The sequence below is a fragment of the Streptomyces guryensis genome (genome assembly GCF_021261325.1).
Taxonomy (GTDB): domain Bacteria; phylum Actinomycetota; class Actinomycetes; order Streptomycetales; family Streptomycetaceae; genus Streptomyces; species Streptomyces guryensis.
The window spans coordinates 1-1,354 of sequence record NZ_JAJSBI010000073.1 but is presented as its reverse complement, the minus strand read 5'-3'; the positions used below and the strand labels follow the sequence as shown (position 1 = coordinate 1,354).

2 protein-coding genes are annotated in these 1,354 nt (G+C 67.9%); both read right to left on the bottom strand.

Translation table 11 applies throughout. The features are described 5' to 3' along the window. Window positions 1–31: 31 nt before the first annotated feature. Window positions 32–961 (bottom strand): IS3 family transposase, encoded by a 930-nt coding sequence (locus LJ657_RS48000; protein ID WP_232656082.1) that lies wholly within the window; start codon window positions 959–961, stop codon window positions 32–34. Continuing rightward, window positions 958–1,302, bottom strand: a complete 345-nt coding sequence (locus tag LJ657_RS47995; RefSeq protein WP_232656081.1) for a transposase — start codon at window positions 1,300–1,302, stop codon at window positions 958–960. Before LJ657_RS47995 ends, LJ657_RS48000 begins: the two co-directional genes overlap by 4 nt. Between the last annotated feature and the right edge of the window lie 52 nt (window positions 1,303–1,354).

Genomic DNA, 1,354 nt, shown 5'->3' with positions numbered 1-1,354 from the left:
TGTCAATCCCCTGGTTTCGTAGAGACCTCTCCTATGCGGCCTGGCACCTCTGGTCGCTCTTCTTGCGTGCTGCGGTGACGGTCCGTTCGAACTCTTCCGGCGGCAGGCCGCCGGCCGCGCTGTGCCTGCGTCGCGGGTTGTAGAACCCGGTGATCCAGGTGGCGATCTTCAGGCGGGCCTCGGTGCGGGCGGCGAACCGGTGCCGATGGATGTACTCGACCTTGAGCAGCGAGTTGAAGGACTCCGCGGCCGCGTTGTCCAGCGCCGACCCCACCCGCCCCATGGACTGCACCACACCCAGGCGGCCACACAGGGTGTTGTACGCCTCTGACGTGTACTCACTTCCCCTGTCGCTGTGGAAGATCGTCCCGTCCCTTCGGCCGCCACGCGTCGCGGTGGCCATCTTCAACGACGCTCCGACCAGGGCCGCGTCATGGTGCTCGCCCATGGCGTAGCCGAGGCAGCGGCGCGAGAACGCATCGATGACCGTGGCCAGATAGATCTTGCCCTCACCGGTCTCGATCTCCGTCATGTCCCCGTACCAGAGCACGTCCGGGGCCACCGCGTCGAAACGGCGATGCACCAGGTCAGGGGCGGCCTTCCGCTTGCCCTGCCGGGTCAGCGACCGCCGCCTGGGCGGCTTGCGGCCCTGCAGACCGAGCTCGGCCATGATCTCCGCAACCGTGTTCACCGACACCTGCCAGTTCTCCGCCCACAGGTCCAGGGTGATCCTCGGCGAGCCGTAGGTGCCGCCGGACTCCGTGAAGAAGTGGACGATCCGCTCCTCCAGCCTCGCCCTCCTGACCTCGCGTTTCGTCGGCTCGTCGGGACGGCGGCGCCATTTGTAGAACCATGCCTCGCTCACCCCGACCACCCGGCAGGACACCCGGTGCGGGACACCATGCTCGACCCTCTGGTTACCGATGAAGGCGACCACCGCCCCCGGAGCGTTCTCGGTCACTTCACCCAGAGGGCCATGCATCGCTTGAAGACATCACGCTCCATCTCCAGCTCACGGATCCGCTTGTTCTTCTCCCCGACCTCCCGGCGCAGCCGCTCCAGCTCGGCCCGCTCGGCCTCCCGCACCCGATGGCCACCGCCACTGGCGGCTGTCGGTTGCACGGGCCGGTCCGAGGACGTCGTCCCGTTGCGCCGCCACCGCGACACCCAGCTGTGCAGCGTGCCCGGGTTGATGCCGAGCTCCTCGGCGACCTCCCCGGCCGGCCTCCCGGTCTCGACCACGATGCGCACCGCGCCCTCACGGAACTCAGCGTCGTACGGCGGCTTCTTCTTGGACCCCATGAATCCCAACTTCCCCTGCAATCACGGGCTCCACGCTACGAGGGGATGGTCA

Coding starts and splice junctions, on each gene's coding strand:
- LJ657_RS47995 (WP_232656081.1), bottom strand. CDS start 1,302: ATGGGGTCCAAGAAGAAGCCGCCGTACGACGCTGAGTTCCGTGAGGGC.